Here is a 26,079-nt window from a genome sequence, read left to right on the forward strand (position 1 = left end):
ACTCGTTCACACTTTGCTGTTTGATGGGCGTTTTATCGATCGGTATGCGTCCTGCAATCGACGTTCCCAAAGCAGAAATCAGCAATGGATTGGTACGGGCGAAGCTCTACCTGCCCGATGCCGATAAGGGGTACTATCGGGGAACGCGCTTCGACTGGGCGGGGGTAGTGGAAACCCTGGAATATAAAGGACATACCTATCATGGCAAGTGGTTCGATACCTATACGCCTACGCTGCACGATGCCATTATGGGCCCTGTTGAAGAGTTTGGCCCGTTGGGCTATGCCGCTGCAAAACCAGAAGGTACATTCGTTAAAATTGGCGTTGGAAGTCTGACCCGACCCGACGAAAAACCATATAATCCATTTGTCTATTACCCAATTGCGAATCCGGGAACGTGGACCATAACCCGGAAAACCGATCAGGTGCAGTTTGTTCATAATCTGGCCGATACAGCCTACGCTTACGAATACCGGAAGACCCTGAAACTAACCAGAAATAAGCCGGAACTCATTATTGCGCATAGCCTGAAAAATACAGGTAAACGCCCCATCGAAACCACGACGTACAACCACAATTTTTTTGTCATCGATCAGCAGCCAACAGGGCCGGGGTACACCGTCAAATTCCCGATTTCAGCGTTATCGTCCGATGGGGGTAAAGGGGTTACGGACCGAGTTCACTTTCAGGACGGGCAACTTCTGTACCTGAATGAGTTGGCCAAAGGCGAAAGTGTTTATTATCCGAACCTGACAAATGGGCAATCGATGCGGTACAACATCACGGTCGACAATACCAAAACGGGTGCTGGTGTAAATGTGGTCGGTGACCGGGAAATCTCCCGCATGGTATATTGGTCATCATCGACTACGGTAAGCCCTGAACCGTATATTACCATCAAAATTGAACCCGGTCAGACGTTCAGTTGGCAAATCGCCTATCAGTATTACGTCAACTAATCGGAACCCAGAAGCCCCGCTGATACTGAGAAAAACATAGTGACGTTCGGCCCGGAGCAATTGGGCATACGTTGTTCAAACCATCCCCTTAACTATATCGCCAATATGAATCAATCAGAGAAAGCGTTGGAAACCAGCCGACGGAATGCATTAAAGCTGGCTGGATTAGGGTCGGCAGCTGGGATTCTGGGCCTGTTCGATAGCCCCCAGGCCCGAGCCGAAACCTACCAAACCCCTACCTATGCCAAAGGCGTTGCCCCCGTCACCATCAAAAACGTCCGGGCTATTACAACCGCGCCCGGTGGGCCGAATCTGGTGATTGTGAAGGTCGAAACGTCGGAGCCGGGTTTGTATGGGGTAGGCTGTGCTACATTTACCCAGCGCGCGCATGTCGTGATTCCGGCCGTCAATATCTACCTGAATGAGTTTTGCGTGGGTAAGGATGTTGACAACATTGAGGATATGTGGCAGTCGGCCTACGTAAGTTCCTACTGGCGAAACGGCCCGGTACTGAACAACGCCCTCTCTGGACTCGATCAGGCGCTCTGGGACATCAAAGGCAAACGGGCCAACATGCCGGTTTATCAGCTACTGGGCGGAAAGAGCCGGATTGCGGTCGATACCTACACCCATGCCAGCGGCCCTACCCCCGAGGCAATTGCCGATAAAGTGCAGGAATATATGGCGATGGGGTTCCGGCATGTTCGCATTCAGCAGGGGGGATACGGGGGGGTAGGGGCTATGCAGGAATTAAAGCCCGATTTCAAAACGGCTGGCTATGGCCGCGAAACGGACGATTTCTCGGATCAGAAAACCTATCTAAAACGGGTCCCCAAGATGTTCGACGTCGTGCGCAAACGTTGTGGTGACGATGTACAACTCCTCCACGATATGCATGAGCTGACTGAACCCATTGATGCCATCAATATGATCAAAGGGCTGGAAGAATATCGGCCTTATTTCATTGAAGATCCATTCTCGCCCGAAAATATGAACTGGTTTAAGCAACTGCGGCAGACGACGGCTGTACCGATTGCAATGGGCGAGTTGTTCAACAACATCAACGAGTTCAAAGAGCCGATGGCCAACCACCTGTTCGACTTTATTCGCATCCACATTTCGCAGATTGGGGGCATTACACCCGCCATGAAAGTGGCTCGGTTGGGCGAATGGTTCAATGTGCGCACAGCGTGGCATGGTCCCGGCGATACCTCACCTGTAGGGCATGCCGCCAACAACAACATCGACATCGCCGTCTGGAATTTCGGGATTCAGGAGTCGCAGATGTTCAGCGATAAGGTGAAGGAGGTGTTTCCGGGTTGCCCAACGATTAAAAATGGGTATTACCAGATCAACGAAACGCCGGGACTGGGAATTGACATTAACGAAAAAGAAGCCGCCAAGTACCCCATCGGCACCAAGTCGCGCTGGACGGTCCGTAAGAACGACGGTACGATTTTAAAGCCATAACCTGATTGTTAACCCCAGAGACGCGAAGTACAGATGGATTGTATAGAGTATCCCCATTTCTCCCAATGGTAGTAGGGGAAATGGGGATACTCTATACAATCCGCAGCATAAATTGCAGGTTATTTCACAGCCTCTTTTGTATATCCGGAATGTACGTCGCCCGGTTCCTGAACCTGCTACACCCTACTAGAGGAATCGCTTTCTGCCAGACGTGAATCGCTCCCAATACAGATCGCTTGCCTACGGCTCTCGGGCTGATCCATGCTTCGAAAACGCGTGGCAATCCGGAAGGCTGTAAAAGAGAGGGTGTACGACTCTGATCGAACAGGAATCGATTTATCGGGTTAATAAAACAAGAGCATCTGGTTGAATGAAGCCCATAATCGTCGAAACCAGGTGCCACCTAGCGGAAATCGACGATGAATAGTACTGTATGAAAAGAGTCGTAAATGTTCTGAACAGGCTGTTGCTGGTAAGCCTGTATGTTGTTGCCAGCGTATCTGTTTTGCCTGCACAGGATTCTGCCCGTACACAGGAAGCTACGCCAGTCCAAACCATACCGGATACCTTATTATTTAAAATCCAGCGGGCTCAGTCGATTATCACAGAGATACGGGCGGCCGATAAAAAAGGCTATGGCATTGCCCGTATACGGGCAGGACTTGACGATGTAAAAGGAAATATTGCGCCGATTGCTGCCGATTTGCGCAACCACAGAAATACCGTTGATGCCAAGACCCTAGCCAATTATAGCCTGATCCTGAATGGTGCGATGGACCGACTGGCTACCTGGCGGACCTCCCTTTCCAAGTCGAACAATGATTTGCAAAACCGACTCGATCAGGTCCTGGGGCTGAGTAGTGATTCGTTACTGGTGGTGGCCGCCAATGATTCGACCGACAAAAAATTATATGTGGGGCAGTTGACCGATATCCGGCTACAGCTTCAGGAAGCCGGTACGCGTACAACCATCCGGCTCGATACGGTGAGCCGCCTATTGGCAGATGTATCAGGTACTTACCTGAACATCAGCAACTTGCAGACGTCTATCAACGACCGTTGGCAGAAATCGAATGAAAATGCGCTACTGAAGGAGTCACCGTATCTGTGGGATGCGCCCGCTACGTTTACAATCGGGAATGTGCAGGCGATCCTGAAATCGAGCTATCAGGGACAGGATAAAATCCTGAAGTATTTTTTTGCCTCAACCTGGGATAATCGGTTTTTGCTGCTCCTGCTGACGGGCCTGTTTTTTGCCTGGGTTTTTACGAATTACAAAAAAGCCAATACATCGTTGATGCGCCAGAAGATCGGACCGATGCAGTTCGATAACCTGATGCCAGTGCCTCTGGTAGCCTCACTGATTGTACTGCTCAATCTAACCCCGCTCTTTGAACCGGAATCGCCTGCTATCTACATTGAAATTACGCAGTTTTTGCTGCTGATTGTGCTAACCATTCATCTCTGGAAGCGATTCTCAGGGCATGATCTTAGTATGTGGCTCCTGAACGCTACGCTTTATGTGTTGCTGCTCATTTCCAGCACCCTCATTGGCGACACGTTGTTTATGCGGCTTTGGCTCATTGTATTGAATGCTACCTTTTTGTACGTTGGTATCGTCTTCTCCAGGCGGCTGCATCGGCGTTACCTGAGTGAACGCATTATCCGGCCGGTCGTGAAACTATATCTGGTATTGCAGGGGTTGGCCATTTTGCTCAACGTGTTTGGCCGGATCAGTCTGGCCAAGTTGTTTAGCATTACAGGCGTTATAGGACTGGTTCAGATTACGGGGCTGGGTGTTTTTATCAACGTAGTGCTGGAAGCACTCGAACTCCAGATTAAGCTGAGTGCCTGTTCAGGTGGAATTTTCTCACGGGTCAATGTGAGTCATACGCGCCGGTCGTTCAAAAAAGGGCTGGTTGTGCTGGCTGTGGGCTTATGGCTGCTTGTGTTTTGTATCAATCTGGGCATTGCCGACAGTATTTATAACTTCTTTAGCCATATACTGACCCGTCCGCGCACGTTTGGGAGCATCACCTTTACCCTCAGTAGTGTACTTTCGTTTGCGCTGATTATCTACCTATCCAGCCTGTTGCAAAAAAACATCGGCCTTTTCTTTGGCGAGAGTAAGCTCCCCAATTCAGATGGACAGCTTGATCAGGTTAGTTCGGTACTCGCCTTAACCCGTCTGGTAATTGTCATTGCCGGGGTCCTGCTGGCTTTTGCGGCTTCGGGCCTATCGGTCGATAAACTGACGGTGGTACTCGGAGCGCTGAGTGTTGGGATTGGGTTGGGTATGCAAAACATCGTCAGCAATTTTGTATCGGGCATTATTCTGATTTTCGAAAAGCCCTTTCAGATCGGCGATTATATCGAAATAGCAGACAAAAAAGGCCGTATCCGCGATATTGGGATTCGATCGAGTAAAATGATTACTGTGCAAGGTTCGGAGGTTGTAATTCCCAACGGGGATCTGCTGTCAAACCGGCTCGTTAACTGGACATCCAGCGATACCTATCTGAAAACCGAATTTACGCTGAAAGTGAATCTGGAAACCGACCTGAAAGCCGTTAGCGAAATCGTGACCAAAGCTGTAGCGCAGCAGGAGGGCACCATTCCGAACCGTCCGCCAGAACTACTGGTTACAGCTGTTGGGGGCGATACCGTCGAATTAACGGTTCGGGTATGGATCAAAAGTATTTATACCGAAGCGGATGTGAAAAGCAAATTATTGCAGCAGTTAATCAGTCTGTTTAAAGAGGCTACGATCAAGCTGATGTAATGCGCGATATGGTTTGTGGCGAGAAAAACGCTGGCGCTAAATGGGTTTAGGGCGACGACCAGCCTGCGATAAAGAATACAAGAAGACCATACCAAAGCCCATGACAAGCAGTATGTGCAGAAAAAACATGCGAAAGTCGGCGGTGTAAATGCCCAGTGCCAGGCCGGTCAGGAAATAAATGGCCAAAGCGCCTTCAGCCAGTGTCAGCCAGCTTAGTTGTCGGTTCAGGTATTTATTCTTTTTCCAGCCATCTGTTGCATGACGAACATTGAATTTGGGTGTACGTACGAACGGTGTCTTTCGGCCCATGTATCCTTCGATGACGGCAATGGTATTGTGAAGGGAGAGGCCCATCATCAGGGATGAATACATCGGGAAATACCAGAAAAATTTGGCGCGGGCCGTTGGTTTGAGCAACCAGAATGGGATGCCATAGAACGTAATCAGAATAAGCAGACTTACCTGAAACAGGCCGATGATGAAAAAGACCTGCTCCCACTCAGGGTGCTGGCTACGAATGTAAAGCAGGGGTACACTCAGAACGCTCAATAGAAGCACCAGAATGAAGGTAGCGCTGCTAAAAAGGTGAAAGAGAGCGTGTAGTTTTATCCAAAGGGACAAATCCGGGCTTCGCAGAACCCGGCCAATCAGTTTTCGGGCACACTCGGCGGCTCCTTTCATCCAGCGGTACTGTTGCGATTTGAGGGCATTCATGGCTACTGGAAGCTCGGCCGGTGAGCCAATATCTTCACGATATACGAACTTCCAGCCTTTCAGTTGCGCTCGGTAGCTCAGGTCCAGATCTTCCGTAAGCGTATCGCTTTGCCAGCCTCCGGCATCGATAATAGCCAGTTTGCGCCATACCCCTCCGGTCCCGTTGAAGTTGGCCAGTAAACCAGCCGCATCACGGCCGCTTTGCTCGACGGTGAAGTGGGCATTGAGTCCGAATGCCTGCAACTGAGTCATCAGCGAAAACTCTTCATTGAGATGTTCCCACCGGGTTTGTACAATGGCTACCTGAGGATCCTGGAAGTGCGGTATCGTTTTCAGCAGAAAGTCCGGGTCAGGTACAAAGTCGGCATCGAAAATAGCGATGAATTCACCTTTGGCCGTAGCAAGTCCGTTGGCCAGGGCGCCTGCTTTGAAACCTGTTCGGTCGGTTCGTCGTATCTGTTGAACATCGAACCCGCTGGCGGTCAGTTTTGCTACTTTTTGAGCTACCAGATCAACCGTTTCATCGGTAGAGTCGTCCAGCAGTTGAATATCAAGCTTATGCCGGGGATATTGCAGTTGGGCCACCGCATCCAGCAACCGTTCCACCACATATAGCTCATTGTAGATGGGCAACTGAACCGTTACACGCGGCAGGTCGTCGACTGGCCCCGGCTTATTCAGAAAAATAGCCTGCCGACGCTTTTTCTCCGACCGCAAATAGATAAAAATCAGGCTCAACTGGCCACAATTGTAGATAAACAAGAGTAGCAGTGCCAGTCCGTACAGCAAAAGGACCAGAAGTTCCATGACGAGTAGGTAAAAGTTTTTCGAACGTTGTGTGCGTAGTAACTGCCTGATCAGGGAAAGGGTTAAGCAAAGCGGGGGTCAAGCGCCTAAAAGTTCTTTTACTGTCCTGCTGGCGGCTGGCCATTGGGAAGAAGTATGTGATGTATGTTCGTATACTATTTTGTTTGTATATTGTAAGATTTCTTTGAGAGTCAGCCCTGCTAAACCAATTTGTTACGGTTAATAAGCAATTCGGGATTTACGGGTGTATGATCTTGGTGGAGAGAAGATTACTCATTAGTTTGCTGTGCCTTTCATGAATATGAACCCTCTGCTACCTAAATCTACCTGTTCGGTTACGGCATCGGCACGAACCCGCTTCTTTCTCTATGCCTCAAACGAGCGAGGCTCTGCATCAGGGTGGTGGGATCGGGAATGGATTCTGGATAATGGACATTCGTTCCGGAAGGGTAAGATGGTCCGGGAGGGCCTGGGAGCATGACATCGGTAAAGGACACCCAACTGCGATGGCTTGGTCCGATTGGTTTGTTTATGTTCGGAAACCTCTTTTTCCGATCATCATTCTGGTTAACATCAAACACCACAGCGCTCATTCAGTCGACTCTGGTTGGGTTAGGAGCAGGCTGGGCTTTCTGGCAGTTGAACCGATGGGTTATTACCGAAACGCAGGAGCGCCTGCCTGGGCTGGAACGCACCCGACAGCGCCTGTGGCTGTGGTTGTTGCTGACGCCTGTGATGGTAAACGCAGCGGTATTTTCACGGTACGGTTTACATATACTGCTGGGCTCACGGCCAGGCTGGTGGCTGGGTACGGTCGATTATCTTAATTCGTTCGGGATTCAGTTATTTTATCACGGCGTTTATTTCAGCATATATGAAGGCTGGTACATTCTGGATCAATGGCGGCACATCCAGCGGGAAAAAGAAGAACTGATTAAGATACAGTGGCAAACTCGATTCAACTCACTGAAAAGCCAGGTCAATCCCCATTTTTTATTTAATTCCCTGAATGCCTTGTCGGCCCTGATTGAAGAGTCGCCGGTGCAGGCGAGCCAGTTTGTCGATGAACTGTCGAGTATGTATCGGTACCTGCTCCAGGCCAACGAACGCGAACTGGTTTTATTAAGCACCGAGCTGGCCTTCATTGAGTCGTACGCACACCTGCTTCAAACGCGGCATGGAGAGGGGCTTTCGATTCGTACGCAGGTACCACAAGACTACCTCGACCACTCACTTCCTCCTCTGACGCTTCAATTGCTGGTCGAAAATGCGGTGAAACATAATGTAGTATTATCTAGCCGCCCTTTACTGATTGAAATCGACACAACTCAAAACGGACACCTGCGGGTACGTAATAATCTTCAGCGTAAAAATGTGCGTAACGCCAGCAATGGCGTCGGGTTAGCCAACATCTCGGCCAAGTACCGAATGCTGACGCAAACCGAAATCGAAATCCGGGAAGAAGAGGAGTTTTTTACGGTCTTATTACCCTTACTCCCCTAGTGATCGGATCGGCTGGTTCGCCAGGATGGTAGCTGACCACTGAGAAAAATCAGTAAGAACGCGCCGAAGCGGATTGATAAATCGTCCGGTAGGTGCCCCGGTAATTCCAGATTTTTTTAGAGGTCATCAGGAGCAGCGCAAAGAAAAGCAGCAGCATAAAGGGCCAGGGATTGGGATAGCGTACCCGGTTTGTGCGCATGGCAGTAATAGATTCGTGAATAACGATCTAAGCTAGTGAAAGCCAGTTTATTCGGAGCGCATATTGACTAAAATCATCCCGAAGCGAGCCGTCAGAGTAGACGTAACAGAAGTGATAATCCATAGGCAATACGGTGTAGTCGTTGTTATACATTCTGGTATAACTATTTTATTTGTTATTTTTGCTTTTATAAGCCTGTGTATGTTCGTTTCATTCCCAATTCTTTTAGTTGACGACGACGCTGCAATTGCTGATATCTTAAAGCGTGTTGCTGAGCGTGTTTTCCCAGAGGCTACCATAGCCCATGCCCGTAATTACACGGAGGCCGTTGCCTTTCTTGCCAACGTAGATAAGGAAGTGTTTCGGTTGGTATTGCTGGATATTGACCTTAAAACAGATTCCACAGGCTTTGATTTTCTATCCCTGCTGCGCGAACAACCTTTCGGGCAACTCGTACCAGTGATTGTCCTGTCGGCCAGTCTGGAAGAGACGAAGGCACGGGAGTCGTATCTGCGGGGAGCGAATGCATTTACCAATAAACCGTTTACCTATGCCGCCTGGAAAACGTATGTTGAGCAGCTACGGTCGTACTGGTATGAAACGGTAACAATTCCTCAGATTCGATTCCGGCAAGGGCCCGACTCGTTTTTGCCGTTAAGCTACTAATGCCTACTTGCCAGGGTAATTTTCGGCTGTCACCGACGGGTCAACGGTTGTTCCCTGGCGTCTGATTCGTAGAGGGCGCATGTTGAATAATGGAAGAGCCTACGCGGAATTCTGGCTCGCAACAGCTGGCCGGATTTGCGGCTACATTGACCCAGCCGGCAATCAACCTGAAGGTGCCACAGCCCCGCACCTTTTCCTGACTATTTGCTACGATTTATTGATCATTAATGGTAAAAGCCCAAGCCTCAATCGCTGCATTGGCGGATTCCAAACCGCATTACCCCATACTCGACGGATTACGGGGTGTGGCGGCCTTAACCGTTGTCTGTTTTCATGTATTTGAAGCCTTTGCCACCAGTCATGTAGATCAGCGAATCAACCACGGCTATCTGGCTGTCGATTTTTTCTTTATCCTGTCTGGTTTTGTTGTCGGCTACGCGTACGACGACCGCTGGAATACAATGACGATTGGCGATTTTATTAAACGTCGGTTTATTCGCCTGCATCCGATGGTTGTGATGGGCGCGCTGATCGGGGCCGGTATGTTCTATTTTCAGGGGTGCGATGCCTGGGACGTTTCAAAAGTATCGATAACTGGGTTATTGTCAGCTACCATCCTGAATGCTCTGTTGATTCCGGCCACGCCGGACGTTGAGATTCGGGGCGTTGGTGAAATGTACCCGCTGAATGGGCCGAGCTGGTCGTTGTTCTTTGAATACATCGGCAATATTCTTTATGCGTTCTATCTCCGCAAACTGTCGACCACGGCTCTTGCGCGGGTTGTTTTACTGGCTGGCTGCGGATTGGCTGCCTTTGCCATTTGGGGGCCACTTGGCGACATCTGCGTTGGGTTTTCACTGACCGAAGAAAATATGATTGGTGGGTCGCTGCGTCTTCTATTTTCTTTTCCAGCCGGGCTTCTGCTATCCCGCCTGTTCAGACCTGTTCCTGTAAAAGGGGCGTTCTGGATCGGTAGTCTGGCTATTGTTAGCGTGTCGGCCATGCCCCGAATCGGTGGTAGCGATATCCTGTGGCAGAACGGTATATATGACGCCCTCTGTGTGGTTCTTATTTTTCCGGCACTGGTTTATCTGGGGGCGTCGGGAAAGGCGATGGACAAAGTAGCTACCCGGTTCTGTACCTTTTTAGGCGACATTTCTTACCCGCTATACATGGTCCATTATCCTTTTATCTATCTGTACTATGCCTGGGTAAAGAACAAACACCTCACTTTCGAACAATCGTTACCCGGTGCCGCAGGGCTTGTGGTAGGGTCTGTGCTATTGGCTTATGTATGCTTAAAACGGTATGACGAACCTGTCCGTACGTTTTTGATGAAGCGCCTTTTACGCGCAAAACAGTAGTTCCTACTCCGTTTACAATCATAAATACGGAACAGTACTGGCTGAATCCGTAGAAACGCCGAAGCAGACCAAAGTCAATAGTTGCTTTTGGTCTACTTCGGCGTCGGTGGCCCTGCGGTGCGTTCAGGTTTGAGGTAGGTTGACATTTAGCGGACACGCATCCGATACACAGTACGTCCGCGTAACCCAACGACTGGCCCGCCTACTTCAACGATTCGGGGACGAGGAGGACGGTTGATATGTAATAAGTTCGTTTTCATTGGTATGTGTTGTTTGTAATTGGTTGATACAAAGGTAATTTGTGGCCGAATGGTGTCGATGGGCCGATAGAGCCAACCGCTATTTTTAACGGTTGAACCCATCATAATGAACCATGAACAGTTGATGGCCTCATGAGCGATTCAGGGTTTTTCAGGAAAAACACTTTTATCGATACAGACCGTAGCTAATGCGAAGCGAGCGTACTGTTTCAGACACCTGATAACTCCGTTTCGGCAGCATTCCACGCTGGCAGGACTATGGTTCGATCGATGCGAAAGCTATTGTAGTGTTTTGATGAACTGAATGACGCGTTCTACTTCCTCAAAACCAGCTTTGATGTGAAACGCTTCGCCAGTCGAATTTGAAAGTTGTACGTCGGAAGCGAGTTCGGTACAGCCCTTCTCCTTGGCCCACTGTTCCGCCTGTTGAATAAGCAGTTGACCAATTCCCTGATGCTGATACGCAGGCTCTACATAAATGCCTTCCAAGAAGGCAACGGGTGTTTGGGTCGCCCCCGGTACGTAGTCGTTTCGTAAAGACAGATTCATAAAGCCAATAGCTAACCCCTGGTCATTCCGTACCAGAAAGCCGTCTTCTTTCGCTGATTGCTGAATGGTGGTCAATAGCCACCGCATCTCATCCGAATCAGAATCAGGCCAGAGCGCCAGAGCCAGTTGTAGCCATTCGTCCAGATCGTTGAGCGTTGCGCGTTGAAAAGTCATAGTGTAGTTGATCAACTAAAAGGGATTACCAGGTTCATGATTATTTTATGGAAAAAACCAGACAATTTCGTCTACCTTGTTCTTTTTTGGACAGGAATCGTTTGTACGAACCGAACAAAGCGCCTATGCGACAAGTACTCTTCCCGATTTGTATATGGCTCATGGCCACTGGGTGTATGGCTCAGTCTGCCAAAACCAAACTGGCTGATCGCTGGATTCAGCTCTTCAACGGAAAAGACCTGACAGACTGGTCTGTGAAAATAGCTGGCCACCCGCTGAACGACAACTATGGCAATACCTTTCGGGTCGAAGAGGGTAAACTGGTTGTTCGGTATGACCAGTATACGGCTTTTGATGAACAATATGGCCACATTTTTTATAAAAAACCTTTTTCGGCGTACCTATTGGTGGTCGAATATCGGTTCGTGGGCGATCAGGTGAAAGGTGGCCCTGGCTGGGCAATTCGCAATAGCGGGGCTATGCTGCACGGGCAGGCTCCCGAAACGATGGGGCTAAAGCAGGATTTTCCGATCTCGCTGGAAATGCAACTTTTGGGGGGCGATGGAAAGCACGAGCGGCACACCGCAAACTTATGTACGCCTGGTACGAATGTGGTGATGAATGGAAAATTATTTACGCCCCATTGCATCGATTCAAACTCAAAAACCTATGCCGGGGATCAATGGGTTCATGCCGAAGCGCTGGTATTGGGCGATTCGCTCGTGAAGCACATCGTTGAGGGAGATACCGTACTCTCGTACGAAAAGCCGCAGATTGGCGGGGGCAATGTGATCCATTACGATTCGGCTGTCAAAAAAGATGGACAACTTATCCGCGAAGGTTCTATTTCCTTGCAAAGCGAAAGCCATCCGGTCGAATTTCGTAAAGTTGCCTTATTCGACCTGTCGCCCTACATGCGTAAGCCCAATGAATTACGAGCCGTACTGCGACAGCTACAGAACCGTCGGTAAACATAAAACCCGACTTGCGCCGGGTTCCAGGATACGTCGGGTTGTCGGCACTTATTGCATGGCAATAGTGCGGCCGGTTTGCTGAACAGCCTGAGTCGATACATTGACCTGTTTGGTGATGCTGCCTTCCGACGATTTGATTTCCAGTTCATACTCGCCATCGGCCAGCTCATCCACATTCAGTTTGATGGCATATTTAGCTTCTTTCCGGCCAATGCTTTGCTCATAGAGCACTTTGTTGTTCTTGTTCTTAAGCAGGACGACTACCGGCATATCGGTCGATTTCTGGACAGCCACCCGAATTTCATGGTTGACGGTCACGTAGGCGCTGGCGTCGAACGAGAGCGTTTTGGGCGTGGTTGGGTTGAACAGAGTAGAAGCACTCAATAGGATAGAAGCGGTCAGGGTATTCAGTAGTGGTAACATGGTAGTTGCTGTGTTTAGCGTTTAAGGATGTTGTTTACTGGTATGCCCTATTTAATCCAAAGCCTGTGCCAATTAGAAGATGTTTCTGATAATCAGAATGTTAGGCTTTGTGCCATTTTTCACTTCTGTCCGCTTGTGGACAAAGGCTGTTCGCTGCCGGACAAAGTGGACAGATCCTCATGATCGAAAATCCTTTGCAAGGCCATGGCTGCTGACCAACACTGATGATAATCAGCCCAGGGCATGACATTGGTTATTTCGCCCCCTCTTTCAGCGGCTACATTTGTAATACCAATACGAGTTTTAAAGCCCCTAGTAATCAAAATCCCCTTATCAGATTTTCTGGTAAGGGGTTTGTTATGCCCATATCGCTCCAATGAGATCCCAGCGCAATTTGGAGAGCAAATGGCCCTGATAGCACCCTTCACAAACAAAAAACGCTGACTCTAACTAGAGCCAGCATTTTTCAATTACCCATAAGATAAGACCTTTCTGACCGACCGCCAGATCAGTAGAAAGGCTGTATTAATAGGTAACGAAAATTCACCGTAAAAGATTGATTAAACGGTGGATTTTCTTGAAAAATAAGTAATTAGCAGATAAACTAACTACCAATAAATTAGACCTGTAGCCTTCGAAACACTGGGAAAACCCGTAGGCGCCTGCGCCACACATAGCCTTTATCATTTACCAATAATTTCCCGGCGATGAGCCATCCCCCAGTAATGCAGGGCCTCAACCACGTTTTCGAGCGATAACCCGTGGGCGGTGATGGAGTATTCGACCCTGGGCGGGAAGGTATCGTATACATCCCGTTTTACGAGTTTATTCTCCTCCAGACTTTTCAATTCTTTTGACAGGGTTTTGTCCGTAATCCCAGTCACCTCTTTCGCCAACTGCGTAAACCGTTTGGGACCAGAAGACAGAGCGAATAATATCATCAGTTTCCATTTGCCTTCCACAGCTTCCAACGTATCGTTGATCGAGCGTATCGATTTGGGGCAACCTTCTCCGGTCAGCATATCGTTTTTGGGGTTTCTGTTGCTGCGTTACTATCCTGATGGCTAGTAACGGCCGATAGGGATAGCATTTTCAGGCAGAAGGTAAGGGAGGATACTTTTGTTCCATTCATATAAAATCTCTGTAGCATGGTAACTCCCAAAAAGACAGCACGCGTCCTTCACAGCGTGCTGTGGATCGTTCAGACCGTACTGGCGGCCAGTTTTATCTGGGCAGCCTGGATGAAATTGTTTCAGCCCATCGACAAACTAGCGGCTATGTGGCCCTGGACGGGTCAGATTCCAACAGTTCTGGTAAAAGCGATCGGTGTTCTTGACCTTTTAGGGGCAATAGGGGTGCTTTTGCCTTCCTTACTACGTATCTGGCCGAGCCTTACAGTCGTAGCCGCTTGTGGAATCGTTGTTCAAATGGTCTGCGCCAGTATTTTTCACCTGGTACGGGGCGAGGGTTCGGTTATAGGCGCTAATGTTGTTTTTGCCCTCATGGCCGCATTCGTAGCCTGGAGCCGATTGTCGAAAGCCCCAATCCCACCCGTTTGAACGATGACGTTGCTGGTTATTGCGTTAACGGTGGCTCTCCTACGAAATGGCTACAACAATTCAGTATTTGGATACAGATTTGGCTGCTGTAGCTTATTTCTTTGTTGATTGGCTGGTACGAAGTAGTTTGCCGCCGGGATTGAGTATATTGAGCTATGGTAAAAGCAGGACTGTGTCGAATTAAAACGATTGCTGAATTTCATCAGTTTAGGGGATTGCCCAAGCCAGAGCATCCCCTGATCAGTGTGGTTGATGTTGCCTTATTAAAACAACTGCATGCCTACGAACCCACTAGTTTAGTATTTGATTTTTATTCCATTGCGCTAAAACGGAATTTCAATGGTAAGATGAAATACGGGCAGCAGGAATATGATTTTGATGAGGGGTTAATGACCTTTATGTCGCCCGGTCAGGTGTTTAGCATCGACGCGGGTAAAGATGGTAACGGAACTCTGCTCCAATCGGGCTTGCTGTTACTTATTCATCCCGACTTTTTATGGAATACGTCCTTGGCCAAAACGATCAGGCAGTACGAATACTTCGATTATTCGGTCAATGAAGCCCTATTCCTTTCGGAAAAAGAAGAACTGATCATTGCTGGTATTCTGCAAAATATTCAGCAGGAGTATCATGCCAATATTGACCAGTTCAGCCAGAGCATCATCATTGCTCAGCTCGAACTCCTGCTGTCGTATGCCGATCGGTTTTATCATCGGCAGTTTATCACCCGAAAAATTACGAACCACAAACTGCTCGATCGGCTGGAAAGTCTTCTGATCGACTATTTTAATAGTGATGCGTTGATTACAAAGGGCTTGCCCACCGTTCAGGCCATTTCCGACGCGTTGAACGTATCGCCCAATTACCTGAGTACGTTGCTGAAAGTACTGACCGGGCAGAGTACGCAGCAGCATATCCACAACAGGCTGATTGAAAAAGCCAAAGAAAAACTGTCGACAACTGATTTGTCGGTTAGTGAAATTGCCTTCGAATTAGGATTCGAGCATTCGCAGTCGTTCAGCAAATTGTTCAAGAACAAAACAACCCTTTCCCCATTAGAATTTCGCCAATCGTTCAACTGAGCCTTCACCCTGAATGAAATGGCTACAACAACCTAAGATTCGGCTACAAGACCCGGTTGGGTTAGTTCGACTTTTGTGTAGAAACAAAAGCACAAAAAAATGAACATTGTCATAACCGGTTCGCTGGGTCATATCGGCAAACCATTGACCGAAGAGTTAGTCCAGAAAGGGCATGTCGTAACGGTAATCAGTAGCCAACCCGACAGACAGGAAACCATCGAAACGCTGGGAGCAAAGGCCGCTATTGGCTCTGTAGACGATGTCGATTTCCTGAAAACAACCTTTACAGGAGCCGATGCCGTATTTGCGATGATACCGCCCAACTATGCCGAGACAGATGTGGTAGCCTATTATCGCCGGGTCAGCCAGAACTACGCACAGGCTATTCAGCATACGGGCATAAAACGAGTGGTGCTGCTGAGTAGTTATGGAGCGCATCTGACGAAAGACACAGGATTTATTCTTGGTGCTCACCATGCCGAAATTATACTGAATCAACTGGCAGACGTTGCCATTACGCATTTGCGGGCAGGGTATTTCTATTACAATCTGTTCAGTTTTATCGGCATGATAAAAGGAGCCGGATACATAGGAGCCAACTACGGTGGTGACGACACGATGGCACTGGTTTCGCCAGTTGATATTGCAGCTGTTGCTGCGGAAGAGCTTCTGAAGCCTGCCACAGGCCAAGCCATACGCTACGTAGCCAGCGATGAACGAACGGCCAGTAAAATTGCGCAGGAATTAGGTGCAGCCATTGGTAAACCCGATTTGGCATGGCTCGTGCTGACCAGCGAGCAAATGAAAGAAGGCATGAAGCAACGGGGGCTGCCTGCGCATATCATCGAAAATTTTGTGGAATTAGGGGAGAGCTTGCACAGTGGAGCCTTGATGGACGATTACAACCAGCACAAGCCAAGGTTGGGTAAGGTCAAACTGGACGATTTCGCGAAAGAATTTGCGGCTGTTTATCAAAACGGATAACTCATTTTGCGCCAACGAATAGAGTTCGTTGGCGCAAAATGTTTAGTTGAACAAGGAAATTGCCCAGGTGTGATTTTGACAGCTAGTATGCTGCCTGCCTTGCCTGGAGGAAGCTAAAGTCCATTCAGGATGCGGGCGTAGATATTGTTGGTGCTGAGTCGATCATACTGCCCACTACTGTCGTTTGCCACGTTGACCGTCAGATTTGAAACGCTCCCTGTGTTGGCCGTAGTGCGCACCAAGGTTAAGCCCAGTACCGATTGACTGCCTCCCCGAATATACACCCCCGATCGGGCCCGTAACGTCAACTGCTGGTTGTCGATCGTATTGATTATCTCCCAGTCACTATTGTTGACGGTTACCGGATTCGCATCGCCCCCGGAGACATTGATCGAGGTCTGGCTGGCATCAAAACTCATCGAGTAACCCGACGGAGCGGTCAGGGTGATGGTAATGCTACTAGGTGCAGTGGGAAGCCAGCCGACTTCATAAACGCGGACCAGGAATTGTTTGGCACTCGGACCGGGACTAAAGTTGGCATCGGGCAGATAAATGATAGGGGATAGGTCGGGGCCGTTGGTGGCCGTTACACTGACGGTTCGGGTTTGCTGACAGGCTCCCAGGGTTACAACTACGGTAAAGGTCTGTGGGCCTGCTGCCAGGAGTCGGGCCGATATATTGGCATTGCTGTTGGCGGTTGTAAAGGAAGCGGAGGTTGGCGATGTCCACTGGTAAGCGTTACCGCCCGAGGCTGTCAGATTGATTACCGAGCCGACGGGAGCCATCGGTGTGAACGTCATCGCGCTCGGATTGAGGGTATTCCGGAAGAAGACGGTCACCGAAGCCGTAGCCGAGCATCCCAGCGCCGACGAGACAATGACAGAGTACGAACTGGCCTGCGAGAATACACGCACAGGCTGGGTAGAAGCGTCGTCCCATTGGTAAGTAGTACCGCCTGTGGCTGTCAGACTGACGGTAGAGCTGCCACACGAGAGGGTCAAACTTCCCGGCCCCGGATTGAGAATAGCAGCCGTAATGGTATTCACTGTCAGGCTGAAGGTACTACTGGTGAGGGAGTTGCAAACCCCGATGGCGACCAGCGAGTAACTCCCCGCATCAGTGGTTTGCAGACTGGTTAACGAAAGAGTGCTGGCGATTTGGGCACTGCCTAACGAAGCCCCATTCTTAAACCACTGATAGGTAATGGGTTCACTACCGGTCAGACTGGTCGGAATACGGAGAGCACTACCCGCACAGACGGCTGATGCCGAGGGCGGCTGTTGGGTAAAGGCAATGGGGAAACTGGGATCACCCTGAAACTCATAAGCCCCCATGTCGACAGCCGCTCCCACGATGCGGGCGTTATTGGCCAGATCGGTAGTGATCCCGTTAATACCTGACGCCGAACTGAGCCCGGCATTGATGGCAGGTGTACAGGCGTTGAGAGTCAGGCTAGTTGTAGAACTAAAGGGATTGCTGGTAACGGTGAGGTTACTGGGGTCTGTTGTATAGCCGGTTACCGTTGGTTCAACGAGTGAATAGAGCAGCGAGGCAGAGGAAAAGCTGTTATAAATAGCGTTGCTTCCCCCCTGATTGAAAATAATGCAGTTGGTGAGTTGGGGAGTGCAGTTACCGTCGACACCGGAGTTAATCATCAGTGCTCCCAAATTCGCCGTGTTGCCCTGGAAAGAGCAATTGGTGAAGGTGGGGAGGCAAACGCCAAATGCTCCACTATTCGAAAGAGCCCCGCCGTTGCCTGTACCTGCCGAGTTGTTGAGAAATCCGCAGTTGACCAGTGCAGGACTGGAATTTCCGGATCGTCCTTCATTGTAAAGGGCCCCACCAAATGCCGAAACCTGATTATTGCCGAAAAAACAATTGGTAATCCGGGGGCTGGATACTCCCTGAACCCCGTCGTTGTAGATGGCGCCACCCATCTGAGCTGTATTGCTAACGAAGGCACAATTGATGAGGGTAGGGCTGGCCAATCCACCGAGGGTTCCTCCGTTGTAGATGGCCCCGCCAAATGCACTGGTTTGGTTGTTGACAAACAAACAGTTGGCAATAGTCGGGCTACAGAATTTCCCGCTCCCGTTGCCATCGTTATACATTCCTCCTCCATAGTACTGATTGTCGAGCTGACCATTGGCATTGCCACCGGTGATAACGAAGCCGTCAAGCTGAGCCGAAGCGGTCAGACTCAGGCTACTGGGGTTATACACAACATGATAGGCTCTACCTGCCTGGCCCAGGTCGCCGGAGAGGGTGGAACTGGAGGGGGCACCATTCATGGGGTCAATAGCCGGTCGTTGACTAAGGTCCGATTCTGCACCCTCGAAGCCTCCGTAGATTTTGACGCCGGGTAGCATAGCGAAACTGGCGGCACGTGTGGTGCCAGGTTTATAGGTTCCTCTGGCAACCCATATTTCGGTGAGGGCGGATGTACATCCGTAGTTGAGCGCATCCTGCAGGTTGGTAAAGGCGTCAGTCCAGGAGGACCCGGTATTGGCCCCAGTGGCATTGGCTTTCACATAGAGCCGGTTAGCCGGGGCTACAATCTTGACGATAGTGCTGCCGGTGAGGTTGGCTGGTTGTGCTAAGCTATTGGCATAAGCAGCTGAAGTGATAGTGTAAGTGGTTGATAATGTAGGGGAAACGGCTACAGCAAACGTGCCGCTATTGGTCCCCGAAACGGTAGCGCCGTCGGAGAGTTGCAGGGTCCAGTTTCCGGTAGCGGTAATGGAGCCAGGGATCGAGACGGTTTGCCCCAAGCAACTGGTAATAGGAGTTGACTTGAGAGTAGCTTTGATGGAATTGGCTGCAAACTGAATCGTAGCAAAACCGTCTGCTTGCGTACCACCCCCATCTACTCCGAGGGTAATGGTTCCATTGCCATATGAGTAACCACCCTGAGCCCTTGAGTTAGACTGGCTTGTTGATGGACTGCCATTTCCGCCACCATAACCACCACCTCCACCACCAGATGATCCGTAGGTATGTGCTGATCCCCCTCCGCCAAAGCCTTGGCCTCCATTTCTATTACCAGTCCTTTCAATCCCTCCTGGACTAATGGCTGTTAAACGCGCCTGACCACCCCCACGCCCAGGGTAATAGCTGTTAGCTCCAGCTATGCCATCTGTGCCAGGCCCGGCAAATCCTCCTCCGCCCCCGCCACCAATTGTGTATGGCGCATTTTCCTGATTGCCCCCCAATCCGCCAGCAGGCCCTCCCAGGCCCTGCCCACCGCCCCCCAGTTCGTCTCTGTCCAAACTGCCACCACCACCACCACCACTCGCCATTAGTAATGTTAGTATGTTGCCCTGGTTGAGTACAATGGCTGTACCCCCGCCCCCGCCCCCGGCTCCCCCATTTTTCATATTATAGCCACTTTCACCTACTATAAAAATGAGTTGATCTCCACTCTGAATGGTAGTGGTCGATACCATTTTGGAGCCACTTCCTCCAGGGTTAATATAATAAGAGCCTCCATCAGCCCCATCGCCCCCCTTGGTTGTCAGGGTTACACTAAAGGGGCCACCTGCCGGAACGGTATAGGAATAGTAACCCGTGGTGGTGTAGGATTGTGTTACGGTCTGCGCCAGGCTACTGACCGATAAGCTTGTGTGGAGAAGCAGAAAAAAACAGAAAAACCAGCGGGTTAAGGTTGGTAGAGCGTATGTTTTCATAACAATTGATAGGATACTTGCAGGCGTTTTTGGGAAAGTCAATGAGGTAGGTTCCTCCTGTTCGGGAACATACGTTCATTAAAATTGCATCATATACGCGGCTACATGCGTTTTTAGGGCATAGACAAACGCATAGACAAATAGGTAAGTGTTTGTCTGTCAGTTGGTTGAAAATAATTATTTGGGGTGTACCTCAGGCGTCGAGCAGTTCCCCTAGTTGCGATTGCCCATCAATGCCCAGGCGTTTGCGCAATCGGTACTTAGTGGTACGTACCGAGCTGGGCGAAATGCCGAGCATACGGCTCATCTGACGGGTGTCGATCTTAAGTCTGGAGAGGGCCAGTAACCGTTCTTCGGCCGGGGTCAGGTTTTTGAATTGCGCGTGGAGCTGGGTGAAAAAATACGGAAATACCCGCTCAAAACGTCGCCGAAACTCATCCCAGTCCTCGTTGGTAAGCAGGCTGGCATTGATCAGGTTGTGCTGTAGATCGAGCATTACCTGGCCGGATTTACCAGTTGGTTGGGGAAGTCGTTCCAGGTCTGCGTTGATGGTATCGATGAGCGAGTCCTTCTGGCGAAGGTTTTCCATAAAAACTGCTAAATCTGTACGAGCCCGCTCCAGCTCATCAACGGCCCGTTGCTTTTCTAGCTGTAAGCGCTTTTCCCGCTCGGTATTGGCCAGTGCTTCCTGCCGTCGCCGTCGCTGGGTAAGCTGGTAGAGCCGAAAAAACAGAGCCGAGGTAATCACCAGCATCGTGGCAATTGCCCAGACCCGGAATTGCTGTTCGTCGTGCTTGGCCCGTATCCCTGCGACTTCCAGTTGATGCTTCTGAATCAATAGTTTCTGCTCAACCAGCGAAATTTGCTCCGAATTATACCGTTTGTTGATTTGCTCATCGAGCCGGGCCATGCTATCGAGATACCAATAGGCTTTCGGCAGGTTATTGACGCTCTGATAATACTGACGGGCTATGTCGCAGTACATACGCCGGTAGTTTTCGTTTTTCAGATTTTCGCCAAACAGATTCGCTCCCTGATTACGTTGAAAAAAATTCGCCGATTCAGTCAGAAAATAAGCACAGCTATCCAGTTGATGCTGTAGTAGATAGGCTCGGGCCAGGCTTAAGGCCGCCTGATCGGGCAGGTCACCTTTTTCGGCGTTCAGGTGTAGCGCATAGTCGAATTTCAGGGCTGCAATAGCCGGTGAGAGTCGTCGCTGATGCAGGTAAATTTTAGACAGGTTACCATAGATATTTGCCTGGTTGGCTAGGTCTTTATGGGTTCGGGCAACCTGTAGGGCCTTCTGAAAACTCAGTTCGGCTCGTTTAACATCCGTGGAATTTTGTAACTGGCTGATTTTTAGATACGACAAGCCTAGTGCATTGTGGACCTGGAGGGCCAGACTCGGATTGAAAGCCGGGTAGCGGGCCGATTCCTGAAACATCTCAATCGCTTTGCCGTACTCCTTGAAATGATAATAAATTAGCCCTAGCTCATACAGGTAGCGGCTAATGGCGGGTACGGTTGCATAACCGAGTTTTCGAAACCGACTGTTGGCTGATAGCAGATACTCGAAGGCATGCCCATAGGTTTCGGCCAAAAAATAATATTCTCCGGCAAAGTGTTCACACACCCCGGTCATCTGCTCGTCGCCCTCCTCTTCGGCTTCATTGGCTGCCCGAACAAAAAGTGCGGCTTTCTGGGGGGTACTTAGCTTGTCGCCATTTTTGGCGTAGGTGTCCCGGATAAAGCGGACGTACCGTCGCAACGGCTGATCATGTACCAGCCGCCCAAGCGAATCAAATTGGTCCAGCCGGGCGAAAGCAACTGTCTGATTGGTAAGCGCCGTATAGGAGGTATCAAAATAATTTAGGGTAATCACTACCCGATTGGCGGGGTTCGTCTGAGCAAGCTGACGAAGGATGGCTTGACAATAGGAGTTTTCGGGATGAAAACATGTAATTATAACAAGTAGAATGAATAGGTTTTTTGACAACCTCAACGATACTCTTGCCATAAAATGGTGTGTATTAATTGGTCTATAACGTTGGGTAAATGACTATTTATGAAACGAATAGACTAAAATATCATATTCATTTAATAAATTGAAATGATTGCAAAGGATCGTAAGTAAACGGATACTGAATTTTTCTCAGTGCCGGGTATAGGTGACGTTGCTTTAACCGAATCAGAGAAGCACAGCTAATCAGAAGTCATGTTCTCAACGAGTCTCTATGCCCGTACGAAATGGCGTGATTTCTGAAACCTAACTGGAAAACGGTTCGGGAATTTGTATTGACCCGAGTGCCGATTGCGCAGTACGATTGCCCTCACTTTCCTCAGACCATGAATAAAAACCGATTAGAACTGCTTGTGTGTCTGGGCCTGACCAGGCTGATTATGGCTTGCCAGCCTGGTCAGAAGGCTACCGACAATCAATCGATTGCCCAGGTTATCTGCCGAACGCTCCCAACCGATAAGGCCTGGTATAGTTCAGGAAAGAGGGCTCCGTTGTTCGAAGGGTTAGGGAACCTGCATTTCCCCATTACAACCCGGCATAAGGAAGTTCAGCGCTATTTCGATCAGGGGCTTATGCTGGCCGGAGGGTTCAACCATGCCGAAGCCGCCCGTTCGTTCTACGAAGCTACCCGCCTTGATTCTTCCTGCGCAATGGCGTACTGGGGGTTTAGTTATGTGCTGGGGCCCAACTACAACGCGGGTATGGAATCGGATAATTATGAACGAGCTTATGCCGCCATCCAAAAGGCTGTCAACTACGCAACGGGTTGTAACGAGAAAGAAAAAGCACTGATTGCCGCCCTTGCCAAACGCTATCCGGCACAACCCGTCGTGGATCGCCGACCGTACGATGTTGCGTATTCACAGGCTATGAAACAGGTGCATGAGCGTTTTCAGGAAGATGCTGATGTGGCAGCCCTGTATGCCGAATCGATAATGGACCTGCATCCCTGGGATTTGTGGGAGAAAGATGGTCGACCTAAACCCTGGACGCCCGAGATCGTAGCAAGCCTCGAGGGATTGCTGGCTCGTTATCCCGACCACAGCACACTCCATCACTTATACATTCACGCGGTTGAGGCCTCGCAAACCCCAGAGCGCGCGCTGAAAAGCGCAGCAATTCTGAGTAAAGTAGCGCCCAGGTCCAGCCATCTGGTGCATATGCCTTCGCATATTTACATCCGCACGGGCAAGTATCATGAAGGCTCCGTCAGTAATCAGAAAGCCGTAGCTGTAGATAGTGCGTATTTGAGAGGGTGCTATGCACAGGGTATTTTCCCGCTGTCGTATTTTCCGCATAATTACCATTTGCTGGTGGCTACGGCCACGCTGGAAGGAAACCGTAAATGGGCCATGCGTTCGGCACAAAAGATGGCTGAGTACACAAAGAAATCACTCATGGCCGATTCGGGCTGGAGTATGCTTCAGCATTATTACACCATTCCGTACCATGTAGCACTTAAGTTTACCGACTGGGACGATGTGCTGAAAATGAGCCAGACCGATACGATCCGGTTACCGTATCCTACTGCCATTCGGCATTACGCACGGGGAATGGCTCTGCTTGGTAAACAGCAGCTTATGCAGGCGAAAACTGAACTTCAACAGTTTGAGAAAGCAACTGCTGATCCTGATATACCAAAGCTCACAACGGGAGGTATCAACCAGATGAGTGCTATTCTGGCAATTGCCCATCGGGTACTGAAGGGCGAAATCCTGGCGACCGAAGGGCAACTGACACCAGCCATAGCTTTACTCCGTGAAGCCGTTACGCTGGAGGATAGGCTGAATTATAACGAGCCACCCGACTGGTTCTTTTCGGTACGGCATAACCTGGGCGCTATGTTGCTGAAAGCAAAACGATACCCGGAAGCCGAAGCCGTTTATCGGGCCGACCTAACGGTATTTCCACGTAATGCCTGGGCATTGGCGGGCTTGCATAAGGCACAGGTAAGTCAACGATTAACGACGCAAGCACAGCAAACGCAGGTGGTATTGGTGCAGGCGTCAGCATGGGCCGATCGGGATATTAAAGCGAAGATGTTGAGTGGCTTGTAGCGGCTCCACAAATGGCAGTATCATCTGTAAAGGATAGCCCTCATCAGAAGAAGCTAACTCTTCTGATGAGGGCTATTGTCTATCTGAATGCTGATGAGGGGGATTATTGTACAGCAACGACCCGGTTCACAATAGATGGTTTGTGGGTTGATAGTTTGACCGTCTGGGTTGTGGTTTCCACGCCGTTGGTCACTTCCAGTTGGTATACGCCGTCTTCCAGATCATTCAGATTTAATTGAGTCCGATACGATTCTTCTTTTTTGCCCAAGCGGTAGTTATACAGGACACGGCCATCGGCGCTTTTCAGGCGAATGTCGACAGGTCCCCCTTTTTCTTTGTCGAGGGCCACATTGAGTTTGCCGCTTACCGTCGTGTAAATGCCGGTTTTGAACGTAGCTGCCTGAGTCGCTTTTGTGCCCGGATTGGTTTCGGCAAACGTAGCAACTGTAGAAACAAGACCCAGCGAAAGGGCTAAAGCGAAGGTTTTAACGAGCGTTTTCATAGTAGTATGTTGTTTATGTTGTTGTTCTAAGCAGGTCGGGGTTATTCCCGATTGGTGAAACAAAGATATAGGCTGTGGATGGTACTATGTAATGCAAACTACTGGAACGGTTGCCCGATTGGATGAGTGGTTGGAAAATGGGGGGCATTGAGCAAACGGCCCTGTTGGATTGCTGGTGGTTAGCTTGCAATTTTGTTTGGCAATCTGTTTGTATATGGCCTCATCACTCTTGAATTCTGAAGCTCCCTGCCGCGTACCTGCTTTATTTACCGGATTTGAAGACCTCATTGCTGCCGAAAGTACCCGGCATGGGGGTGTTAGTCCGGCTCCCTTTTCGTCGCTCAACCTGGGCATCAATACCGCCGATGAACCCGCCAATGTGGAAGAAAACCGACGCCGTTTCTTCGCTGCAATTGGGGCCAGTACCTATCCATTTGCGTCGTCGTATCAGGTACATGGCACAGAAATCCTGTATGCTACTGAGGCCGGACGATACGAAGGCTATGATGCCCTCATCACGAATAAGCCAGGGCTTCTGGTTGGCGTAACCGTTGCCGATTGTGTACCTATTCTGATTTACGATGCCAGGCAGAAGGCTGTTGCGGCTGTTCATGCAGGGTGGCGCGGTACGGCAGGAAAAATTGTATCCAGAACCCTGACCCGTATGCAGGACCAGTTTGGGACCAGAGCCACTGATTGTTTTGCCTATATCGGAACATGCATCGACGAATGTTCCTTTGAAGTCGGTCCGGAAGTAGCTGAACAGTTTGAGTCAGCGTTCAAGCGGGAAGACGCGAATACCGGAAAAAGTTTTATCGATCTGAAAAAGGCCAATGCACACTTACTGGTCAATTTCGGTGTCCCGGAAAAACAGGTCGAAACATCCTCATTCTCAACTGTTATCGACAATCGGGATTACTTTTCTTACCGGGTCGAAAACGGTACTACTGGCCGAATGCTGGCCGTGATTGGGTTGAAATATGAACAAATTGTTGAGGGGTGAGTTATATAGCTGTTTTTACAAACTACTAGTGTTCACTCAACGATAAAAGTCATGGGAATCTTAGTGTCAATTTTAGTCGGTGCGGTAGCCGGGTGGCTGGCCGACCTCGTGTTCAGACGGTTTTCGTTTTCATTATTTGCTGAAATCCTGCTCGGTATCGCCGGGGGATTTGTCGGTGGCTGGATATTTGGCCGCGATGGTGGTATTATCGATCAGATTCTGACGGCCTTCGTAGGCGCTGTGATTATTCTGGGTATTGCTGCCTTGATTAAGGGCCGGAGCAGTACGGTCTAGATAGACGGAAAAGGGAGAAGGGACGAACACAAAAAGGATTTTGCTACT

The 26,079-nt window shown here is 49.6% G+C and carries 22 protein-coding genes; 14 read left to right on the forward strand and 8 right to left on the reverse strand.

Translation table 11 applies throughout. The annotated features are described in order from the left end of the window. Positions 1–44 precede the first annotated feature (44 nt). The 3 genes from B153_RS0102970 (at position 45) to B153_RS0102980 (ending at position 5,211) form a co-directional block, all read left to right on the forward strand. Complete coding sequence (locus B153_RS0102970) at positions 45–959, forward strand: hypothetical protein (protein WP_245564820.1); 915 nt, start codon at positions 45–47, stop codon at positions 957–959. A gap of 105 nt (positions 960–1,064) precedes the next feature. Beyond that, a complete protein-coding gene (locus B153_RS0102975; protein WP_020595179.1) occupies positions 1,065–2,429 on the forward strand; it encodes an enolase C-terminal domain-like protein in 1,365 nt (454 codons plus the stop codon). A 433-nt stretch (positions 2,430–2,862) separates the two neighbouring features. Beyond that, positions 2,863–5,211 carry a mechanosensitive ion channel family protein gene (locus B153_RS0102980; protein WP_020595180.1) on the forward strand — a complete coding sequence of 783 codons (2,349 nt, stop codon included), beginning with the start codon at positions 2,863–2,865 and terminating at the stop codon, positions 5,209–5,211. Positions 5,212–5,247: 36 nt separating this feature from the next. Here B153_RS0102980 and B153_RS0102985 read toward each other — a convergent pair whose 3' ends face one another. Then, the gene (locus B153_RS0102985) at positions 5,248–6,732 is read right to left on the reverse strand and encodes a cellulose synthase family protein (protein WP_020595181.1); all 1,485 of its coding nucleotides are present in this window, start codon (positions 6,730–6,732) and stop codon (positions 5,248–5,250) included. Between the two features lie 301 nt (positions 6,733–7,033). On the opposite strand from B153_RS0102985, the gene B153_RS37550 reads away from it, so the two are divergent. Beyond that, on the forward strand, positions 7,034–7,213 hold the full coding sequence (locus tag B153_RS37550) for a hypothetical protein (RefSeq protein ID WP_157634553.1): 180 nt from the start codon (positions 7,034–7,036) through the stop codon (positions 7,211–7,213). Continuing rightward, positions 7,210–8,235 (forward strand): sensor histidine kinase, encoded by a 1,026-nt coding sequence (locus B153_RS0102990; RefSeq protein WP_026261875.1) that lies wholly within the window; start codon positions 7,210–7,212, stop codon positions 8,233–8,235. The genes B153_RS37550 and B153_RS0102990 overlap by 4 nt, the downstream gene beginning before the upstream one ends. Positions 8,236–8,284: 49 nt before the next feature. Here the strand turns inward: B153_RS0102990 and B153_RS37555 are convergent, their stop codons facing one another. Then, positions 8,285–8,434 carry a hypothetical protein gene (locus B153_RS37555; protein WP_020595183.1) on the reverse strand — a complete coding sequence of 50 codons (150 nt, stop codon included), beginning with the start codon at positions 8,432–8,434 and terminating at the stop codon, positions 8,285–8,287. 201 nt (positions 8,435–8,635) lie between these two features. Between B153_RS37555 and B153_RS0103000 the strand changes: the two genes are divergently transcribed. Next, a complete protein-coding gene (locus B153_RS0103000; RefSeq protein ID WP_020595184.1) occupies positions 8,636–9,100 on the forward strand; it encodes a response regulator in 465 nt (154 codons plus the stop codon). Between the two features lie 227 nt (positions 9,101–9,327). Further along, positions 9,328–10,464, forward strand: a complete 1,137-nt coding sequence (locus tag B153_RS0103010; RefSeq protein ID WP_020595186.1) for an acyltransferase family protein — start codon at positions 9,328–9,330, stop codon at positions 10,462–10,464. Between the two features lie 539 nt (positions 10,465–11,003). On the opposite strand, the gene aac(6') is transcribed toward B153_RS0103010, so the two are convergent. Then, a complete protein-coding gene (gene aac(6'), locus B153_RS0103015; protein WP_020595187.1) occupies positions 11,004–11,447 on the reverse strand; it encodes an aminoglycoside 6'-N-acetyltransferase in 444 nt (147 codons plus the stop codon). A 176-nt stretch (positions 11,448–11,623) separates the two neighbouring features. Between aac(6') and B153_RS0103020 the strand changes: the two genes are divergently transcribed. After that, positions 11,624–12,418, forward strand: coding sequence for a 3-keto-disaccharide hydrolase (locus tag B153_RS0103020; RefSeq protein WP_020595188.1), 795 nt, complete (start codon positions 11,624–11,626; stop codon positions 12,416–12,418). A gap of 51 nt (positions 12,419–12,469) precedes the next feature. Here B153_RS0103020 and B153_RS0103025 read toward each other — a convergent pair whose 3' ends face one another. Together B153_RS0103025 and B153_RS0103030 are read right to left on the reverse strand one after the other, a co-directional pair. Continuing rightward, positions 12,470–12,844, reverse strand: a complete 375-nt coding sequence (locus B153_RS0103025) for a DUF3244 domain-containing protein (protein WP_020595189.1) — start codon at positions 12,842–12,844, stop codon at positions 12,470–12,472. Between the two features lie 683 nt (positions 12,845–13,527). Beyond that, a complete protein-coding gene (locus B153_RS0103030) occupies positions 13,528–13,866 on the reverse strand; it encodes a winged helix-turn-helix transcriptional regulator (RefSeq protein WP_020595190.1) in 339 nt (112 codons plus the stop codon). A 126-nt stretch (positions 13,867–13,992) separates the two neighbouring features. On the opposite strand from B153_RS0103030, the gene B153_RS0103035 reads away from it, so the two are divergent. From B153_RS0103035 to B153_RS0103045, 3 genes are all read left to right on the forward strand, one after another. Next, a complete protein-coding gene (locus tag B153_RS0103035; RefSeq protein ID WP_020595191.1) occupies positions 13,993–14,403 on the forward strand; it encodes a DoxX family protein in 411 nt (136 codons plus the stop codon). Between the two features lie 155 nt (positions 14,404–14,558). After that, complete coding sequence (locus tag B153_RS0103040; protein ID WP_020595192.1) at positions 14,559–15,485, forward strand: helix-turn-helix domain-containing protein; 927 nt, start codon at positions 14,559–14,561, stop codon at positions 15,483–15,485. 99 nt (positions 15,486–15,584) lie between these two features. Continuing rightward, the gene (locus B153_RS0103045; RefSeq protein WP_020595193.1) at positions 15,585–16,469 is read left to right on the forward strand and encodes an NAD(P)H-binding protein; all 885 of its coding nucleotides are present in this window, start codon (positions 15,585–15,587) and stop codon (positions 16,467–16,469) included. Positions 16,470–16,582: 113 nt separating this feature from the next. Here B153_RS0103045 and B153_RS0103050 read toward each other — a convergent pair whose 3' ends face one another. Both B153_RS0103050 and B153_RS0103055 read right to left on the reverse strand, forming a co-directional pair. After that, positions 16,583–20,155 carry an immunoglobulin domain-containing protein gene (locus B153_RS0103050; RefSeq protein WP_020595194.1) on the reverse strand — a complete coding sequence of 1,191 codons (3,573 nt, stop codon included), beginning with the start codon at positions 20,153–20,155 and terminating at the stop codon, positions 16,583–16,585. A gap of 193 nt (positions 20,156–20,348) precedes the next feature. Next, positions 20,349–22,037, reverse strand: a complete 1,689-nt coding sequence (locus B153_RS0103055) for a helix-turn-helix transcriptional regulator (RefSeq protein WP_157634554.1) — start codon at positions 22,035–22,037, stop codon at positions 20,349–20,351. A 464-nt stretch (positions 22,038–22,501) separates the two neighbouring features. Between B153_RS0103055 and B153_RS0103060 the strand changes: the two genes are divergently transcribed. After that, positions 22,502–24,232 carry a hypothetical protein gene (locus tag B153_RS0103060; RefSeq protein WP_020595196.1) on the forward strand — a complete coding sequence of 577 codons (1,731 nt, stop codon included), beginning with the start codon at positions 22,502–22,504 and terminating at the stop codon, positions 24,230–24,232. Between the two features lie 103 nt (positions 24,233–24,335). Here B153_RS0103060 and B153_RS0103065 read toward each other — a convergent pair whose 3' ends face one another. Continuing rightward, positions 24,336–24,734 (reverse strand): T9SS type A sorting domain-containing protein, encoded by a 399-nt coding sequence (locus tag B153_RS0103065; RefSeq protein ID WP_020595197.1) that lies wholly within the window; start codon positions 24,732–24,734, stop codon positions 24,336–24,338. Between the two features lie 214 nt (positions 24,735–24,948). On the opposite strand from B153_RS0103065, the gene pgeF reads away from it, so the two are divergent. Continuing rightward, positions 24,949–25,737, forward strand: a complete 789-nt coding sequence (pgeF, locus tag B153_RS0103070) for a peptidoglycan editing factor PgeF (RefSeq protein WP_020595198.1) — start codon at positions 24,949–24,951, stop codon at positions 25,735–25,737. Positions 25,738–25,788: 51 nt separating this feature from the next. Next, positions 25,789–26,031 carry a GlsB/YeaQ/YmgE family stress response membrane protein gene (locus tag B153_RS0103075; protein ID WP_020595199.1) on the forward strand — a complete coding sequence of 81 codons (243 nt, stop codon included), beginning with the start codon at positions 25,789–25,791 and terminating at the stop codon, positions 26,029–26,031. Positions 26,032–26,079: the final 48 nt, after the last annotated feature.

Origin of the sequence: Spirosoma panaciterrae DSM 21099 (assembly GCF_000374025.1) — a bacterium.
Taxonomy (GTDB): domain Bacteria; phylum Bacteroidota; class Bacteroidia; order Cytophagales; family Spirosomataceae; genus Spirosoma; species Spirosoma panaciterrae.